At 65.3% G+C, this 5,852-nt stretch carries 6 protein-coding genes; all 6 read left to right on the top strand.

The window, feature by feature from the left end; all coding sequences use genetic code 11:
- Positions 1–187: 187 nt before the first annotated feature.
- The 6 genes from rpe (at position 188) to trpC (ending at position 5,787) form a co-directional block, all read left to right on the top strand.
- Positions 188–862, top strand: a complete 675-nt coding sequence (rpe, locus tag ACO6VM_RS12175) for a ribulose-phosphate 3-epimerase (protein WP_401057644.1) — start codon at positions 188–190, stop codon at positions 860–862.
- Positions 859–1,677, top strand: a complete 819-nt coding sequence (locus ACO6VM_RS12170) for a phosphoglycolate phosphatase (RefSeq protein WP_125857220.1) — start codon at positions 859–861, stop codon at positions 1,675–1,677. Before rpe ends, ACO6VM_RS12170 begins: the two co-directional genes overlap by 4 nt.
- A gap of 70 nt (positions 1,678–1,747) precedes the next feature.
- A complete protein-coding gene (trpE, locus tag ACO6VM_RS12165) occupies positions 1,748–3,229 on the top strand; it encodes an anthranilate synthase component I (protein ID WP_401057645.1) in 1,482 nt (493 codons plus the stop codon).
- A gap of 75 nt (positions 3,230–3,304) precedes the next feature.
- Positions 3,305–3,898, top strand: a complete 594-nt coding sequence (locus tag ACO6VM_RS12160) for an aminodeoxychorismate/anthranilate synthase component II (RefSeq protein ID WP_125857222.1) — start codon at positions 3,305–3,307, stop codon at positions 3,896–3,898.
- A gap of 9 nt (positions 3,899–3,907) precedes the next feature.
- A complete protein-coding gene (gene trpD, locus ACO6VM_RS12155) occupies positions 3,908–4,957 on the top strand; it encodes an anthranilate phosphoribosyltransferase (RefSeq protein WP_125857223.1) in 1,050 nt (349 codons plus the stop codon).
- Positions 4,954–5,787: an indole-3-glycerol phosphate synthase TrpC gene (trpC, locus tag ACO6VM_RS12150; protein WP_401057646.1), complete on the top strand. Its 834-nt coding sequence runs from the start codon at positions 4,954–4,956 to the stop codon at positions 5,785–5,787. The genes trpD and trpC overlap by 4 nt, the downstream gene beginning before the upstream one ends.
- Positions 5,788–5,852: the final 65 nt, after the last annotated feature.

Below are 5,852 nucleotides of genomic sequence, written 5' to 3'. Positions count from 1 at the left end.
AGAAGCAGGCCCGCCCCCCCTCCCCCCCCCCCCTCCCTCTCCCCCCCCCCCCCCCCCCCCCCCCCCCCCCCCCCGCTCCCACGTGGTGTGGCTTGCCTACCGACTCGCACCCTTGACACCAATCAGCCCTGATCCGCTTCCCTGGGTTACAATGCGCGCCACCGTGATTCTGCCCAACAGGTGCGCCATGCAGCCCTACGCTATTGCCCCCTCCATTCTTTCCGCCGATTTCGCCCGCCTGGGCGAGGACGTCGACAAGGTTCTGGCCGCCGGGGCCGACATCGTCCACTTCGATGTCATGGACAACCACTACGTACCCAACCTGACCATCGGCCCGATGGTCTGCACCGCGCTGCGCAAGTACGGCGTGACCGCGCCGATCGACGTGCACCTGATGGTGAGCCCGGTCGATCGCATCATCGGCGACTTCATCGAAGCCGGCGCCACCTACATCACCTTCCACCCGGAAGCCACCCAGCACATCGACCGCTCGCTGCAGCTGATCCGCGACGGCGGCTGCAAGGCCGGCCTGGTGTTCAACCCGGCCACCAGCCTGGATGCGCTGAAGTACGTGATGGACAAGATCGACATGGTCCTGCTGATGAGCGTCAACCCAGGCTTCGGCGGGCAGAAGTTCATCCCCGGTACCCTCGACAAGCTGCGTGAGGCCCGTGCACTGATCGACGCCAGCGGCCGTGATATCCGCCTGGAGATCGACGGCGGCGTCAACGTTAGCAACATCCGCGAAATCGCCGCAGCCGGCGCCGACACCTTCGTCGCCGGTTCGGCGATCTTCAACGCCCCGGACTATCAGGAAGTGATCGCCAAGATGCGTGCCGAAATGGCGCTGGCACGCGCATGAGCGGCTTCGAGCAGCTGTTCCCGGGGACGCTGCCCAGGCTGGTGATGTTCGATCTGGATGGCACCCTGATCGATTCGGTCCCCGACCTGGCCGCAGCCGTCGACCGCATGCTGCTCGAACTCGGGCGCGAGCCCGCCGGGCTCGACGCCGTGCGTCACTGGGTAGGCAACGGCGCCCAGGTGCTGGTGCGCCGGGCGCTGGCCGGTGGCCTGGACCACGACAGCGTCGACGATGCCCTGGCCGAGCGCGCGCTGGCGCTGTTCATGGAGGCCTACGCCGACAGCCATGAGCTGACCGTCGTCTATCCCGGTGTGCGCGACACCCTGCGCTGGCTGAGCAAGCAGGGCGTGGAGATGGCGCTGATCACCAACAAGCCCGAGCGCTTCGTTGCCCCCTTGCTCGACCAGATGAAGATCGGGCGCTACTTCCGCTGGATCATCGGCGGCGACACCCTGCCACAGAAAAAACCCGACCCGGCGGCGCTGCTGTTCGTGATGCAGATGGCCGGTGTGGCGCCTGCACAGTCGCTGTTCATCGGCGATTCGCGCAGCGACGTGCTGGCGGCGAAAGCGGCCGGGGTGCAGTGCGTCGGCCTGAGCTATGGCTACAACCATGGCCGCCCCATCGACGAGGAATCTCCCAGCCTGGTGATCAGCGACCTGCGCCTGCTGCTGCCTGGTTGCTTAGTCACCGACACTGGGATAACGTTGGCGGACCTTCAAGCCCCGCACAGCAGAGACAACGACGTGGTGGTTACTGGCAAATTCTGGATGAAAGTCATCAAGGCCCTGGCCCGCTGGCGCTGGCGCGCCTGACTTATGCCCGCCGGCGCCTGCCGGCCCGTCCGCTTGCCTGACCCCATTGCTGCTTGCCACGAGGCTACACATGACCCGCGAAGAATTCCTGCGCCTGGCCGCTGCCGGCTATAACCGCATCCCCCTGGCCCGCGAAACCCTGGCCGACTTCGATACCCCCCTGTCGATCTACCTCAAACTGGCCGACCAAGCCAACTCGTACCTGCTCGAATCCGTGCAGGGCGGCGAGAAGTGGGGCCGTTATTCGATGATCGGCCTGCCGTCGCGCACCGTCATGCGTGTGCATGGCTACCACGTGAGCATCCTGCAGGATGGCGTGGAAGTGGAAAGCCATGACGTCGAAGACCCGCTGGCCTTCGTCGAGACGTTCAAGGATCGCTACAAGGTCGCCGACATTCCGGGCCTGCCGCGTTTCAACGGCGGCCTGGTCGGCTACTTCGGCTACGACTGCGTGCGTTATGTGGAAAAGCGCCTGGGCGCCTGCCCGAACCCGGACCCGCTGGGGGTGCCGGACATCCTGCTGATGGTCTCCGACGCCGTGGTGGTGTTCGACAACCTGGCCGGCAAGATGCACGCCATCGTGCTGGTCGACCCCAGCGACGAGCAGGCCTTCGAGCAAGGCCAAGCCCGCCTTGAAGGCCTGCTGGAGCAACTCCGTCAGCCGATCACCCCGCGCCGTGGCCTCGACCTTGATGGCCCGATGGCGGCCGAACCGGCCTTCCGCTCCAGCTTCACCCAGGGTGACTACGAGCGCGCGGTGGACACCGTCAAGGAGTACATCCTCGCCGGTGACTGCATGCAGGTGGTGCCGTCGCAGCGCATGTCCATCGATTTTGCGGCCGCGCCGATCGACCTCTACCGTGCCCTGCGCTGCTTCAATCCGACGCCCTACATGTACTTCTTCAACTTCGGCGACTTCCATGTAGTGGGCAGTTCGCCGGAAGTGCTGGTGCGGGTCGAGGACAACCTGGTCACGGTGCGCCCGATCGCCGGTACCCGCCCGCGCGGCGCCACCGAAGAGGCCGACCGCGCCCTGGAAGACGACCTGCTGTCGGATGACAAGGAAATCGCCGAGCACCTGATGCTGATCGACCTGGGCCGCAACGACGTGGGGCGTGTGTCGTCCACCGGCAGCGTGCGCCTGACCGAGAAGATGGTGATCGAGCGCTATTCGAACGTGATGCACATCGTCTCCAATGTCACCGGCCAACTGGCCGAGGGGCTGACGGCCATGGATGCGCTGCGGGCGATCCTGCCGGCGGGCACCCTGTCGGGGGCGCCGAAGATCCGCGCCATGGAAATCATCGATGAGCTGGAACCGGTCAAGCGCGGCGTCTACGGCGGTGCCGTGGGCTACTTCGCCTGGAACGGCAACATGGATACCGCCATCGCCATCCGCACTGCGGTGATCAAGGACGGCGAGCTGCATGTGCAGGCCGGCGGCGGCATCGTCGCCGACTCGGTGCCGGCACTGGAGTGGGAAGAAACCATCAACAAGCGTCGGGCGATGTTCCGCGCGGTGGCCCTCGCCGAGCAGACCAGCAAACGCTGAGCAGGCCGTGGTCCATGAACCCGGCGGGCCGCCACGCGCCCCCGGAGTCCCCCGTATTCAAGAGGTTCGTTCCAGATGCTATTGATGATCGACAACTACGACTCCTTCACCTACAACGTCGTGCAGTACCTCGGCGAGCTGGGTGCCGAGGTCAAGGTCATCCGCAATGACGAGATGACCATCGCCCAGATCGAAGCCCTCAACCCCGAGCGCATCGTGGTTTCCCCCGGCCCCTGCACCCCGAGCGAAGCCGGTGTGTCCATCGAGGCGATCCTGCACTTCGCCGGCAAGCTGCCGATCCTAGGCGTCTGCCTTGGCCATCAGTCGATCGGCCAGGCCTTCGGCGGCGACGTGGTGCGGGCCCGCCAGGTGATGCATGGCAAGACCAGCCCGGTGGTGCACCGTGACCTGGGCGTGTTCGCCAGCCTCAACAACCCGCTGACCGTTACCCGTTACCATTCGCTGGTGGTCAAGCGCGAGACGCTGCCGGATTGCCTGGAAGTGACCGCCTGGACCGCCCACGCCGATGGCTCGGTCGACGAGATCATGGGCCTGCGCCACAAGACACTGAATATCGAAGGGGTGCAGTTCCACCCCGAGTCCATCCTGACCGAGCAGGGCCACGAGCTGTTCGCCAATTTCCTCAAGCAGACCGGCGGCCGCCGCTAAGGATCGATCATGGATATCAAGACTGCGTTGAGCCGTATCGTCGGCCACCTGGACCTGAGCACCGATGAAATGCGCGAGGTCATGCGCCAGATCATGACTGGCCAGTGCAGTGAGGCGCAGATCGGCGCCTTCCTGATGGGCATGCGCATGAAGAGCGAAAGCATCGACGAGATCGTCGGCGCGGTGTCGGTGATGCGCGAGCTGGCCGACAAGGTCGAGCTCAAGAGCCTCGATGGCGTGGTCGACATCGTCGGCACCGGCGGCGATGGCGCCAACATCTTCAACGTTTCCACCGCGTCGTCGTTCGTCCTTGCGGCCGCCGGCTGCCCGGTGGCCAAGCACGGCAATCGCGCGGTGTCCGGCAAGAGCGGCAGCGCCGACCTGCTGGAAGCCGCCGGTATCTACCTGAACCTCACCCCGGTGCAGGTCGCCCGCTGCATCGACAGCCTGGGTATCGGCTTCATGTTCGCCCAGAGCCACCACAAGGCCATGAAGTATGCCGCCGGCCCGCGTCGCGAGCTGGGGCTGCGTACCCTGTTCAACATGCTCGGCCCGCTTACGAATCCGGCCGGGGTTAAGCATCAGGTGGTCGGGGTGTTCAACCAGGCGCTGTGCCGCCCGCTGGCTGAAGTGCTGCAGCGCCTTGGCAGCAAGCATGTGCTGGTGGTGCACTCCAAGGACGGCCTGGACGAGTTCAGCCTGGCGGCGCCCACCTTCGTGGCCGAACTGAAGAATGACCAGATCACCGAGTATTGGGTCGAGCCCGAAGACCTCGGCATGAAGAGCCAGAGCCTGCACGGCCTGGCGGTCGATGGCCCGCAGGCGTCGCTGGACTTGATCCGTGACGCATTGGGCCGGCGCAAGACTGAGAATGGCCAGAAGGCCGCCGAAATGATCGTGCTCAATGCCGGTGCGGCGCTGTATGCCGCCGATCACGCCATGACCCTGGCCCAGGGCGTGGAACTGGCCCATGACGTGCTGCACACCGGGCTGGCCTGGGAAAAGCTGCAGGAGCTGGGCGCCTTTACCGCGGTATTCAAAGTGGAGAACGAAGCATGAGCGTGCCGACGGTGCTGGAAAGGATCATCGCCCGCAAGTTCCAGGAAGTGGCCGAGCGCAGCGCGCGGGTCAGCCTTGCCGAACTGGAGCGCCTGGCCAAGGCGGCTGACGCCCCGCGTGGCTTCGCCAATGCCTTGATCGAGCAGGCCAAGCGCAAGCAGCCGGCGGTGATCGCCGAAATCAAGAAAGCTTCGCCCAGCAAGGGTGTGATTCGCGAGCACTTCGTGCCGGCCGAGATCGCGGTCAGCTATGAAAAAGGCGGGGCGACCTGCCTGTCGGTGCTGACCGACGTGGATTACTTCCAGGGTGCCGACGAGTACCTGCAGCAGGCCCGCGCCGCGGTGTCGCTGCCGGTGATCCGCAAGGACTTCATGGTCGACCCGTACCAGATCGTCGAAGCCCGCGCCTTGGGTGCCGACTGCGTGCTGCTGATCGTCTCGGCGCTGGATGACGTGAAGATGGCCGAGCTGGCCGCCACGGCCAAGGACGTCGGTCTCGACGTGCTGGTCGAAGTGCACGACGGCGATGAGCTGGAGCGCGCGCTGAAGACCCTCGATACCCCGCTGGTCGGCGTCAACAACCGTAACCTGCACACCTTCGAGGTAAGCCTGGAGACCACGCTCGACCTGCTGCCACGCATCCCCCGCGATCGCCTGGCCATCACCGAGAGTGGCATCCTCAATCGGGCTGATGTCGAGTTGATGGCAATCAACGAGGTGTATTCGTTCCTGGTCGGCGAGGCGTTCATGCGCGCCGAGCAGCCGGGGCTGGAACTGCAGCGGCTGTTCTTCCCTGACCAGGTGAAGAAGACCGTTCAGGCCCTGGACTGATCGAACCGAAGCCGGCGCTTGTTGCCGGCTTTTTTGTGTCTGTATTCGAGGGCCTCATCGCGGGG

The organism is Pseudomonas sp. GZD-209, from assembly GCF_049310485.1.
GTDB lineage: Bacteria > Pseudomonadota > Gammaproteobacteria > Pseudomonadales > Pseudomonadaceae > Aquipseudomonas > Aquipseudomonas sichuanensis.
Note: the sequence above shows the minus strand (reverse complement) of the source record. Positions and strands in the feature narration are given on the sequence as shown.

Coding starts and splice junctions, on each gene's coding strand:
- rpe (WP_401057644.1), top strand. CDS start 188: ATGCAGCCCTACGCTATTGCCCCCTCCATTCTTTCCGCCGATTTCGCC.
- ACO6VM_RS12170 (WP_125857220.1), top strand. CDS start 859: ATGAGCGGCTTCGAGCAGCTGTTCCCGGGGACGCTGCCCAGGCTGGTG.
- trpE (WP_401057645.1), top strand. CDS start 1,748: ATGACCCGCGAAGAATTCCTGCGCCTGGCCGCTGCCGGCTATAACCGC.
- ACO6VM_RS12160 (WP_125857222.1), top strand. CDS start 3,305: ATGCTATTGATGATCGACAACTACGACTCCTTCACCTACAACGTCGTG.
- trpD (WP_125857223.1), top strand. CDS start 3,908: ATGGATATCAAGACTGCGTTGAGCCGTATCGTCGGCCACCTGGACCTG.
- trpC (WP_401057646.1), top strand. CDS start 4,954: ATGAGCGTGCCGACGGTGCTGGAAAGGATCATCGCCCGCAAGTTCCAG.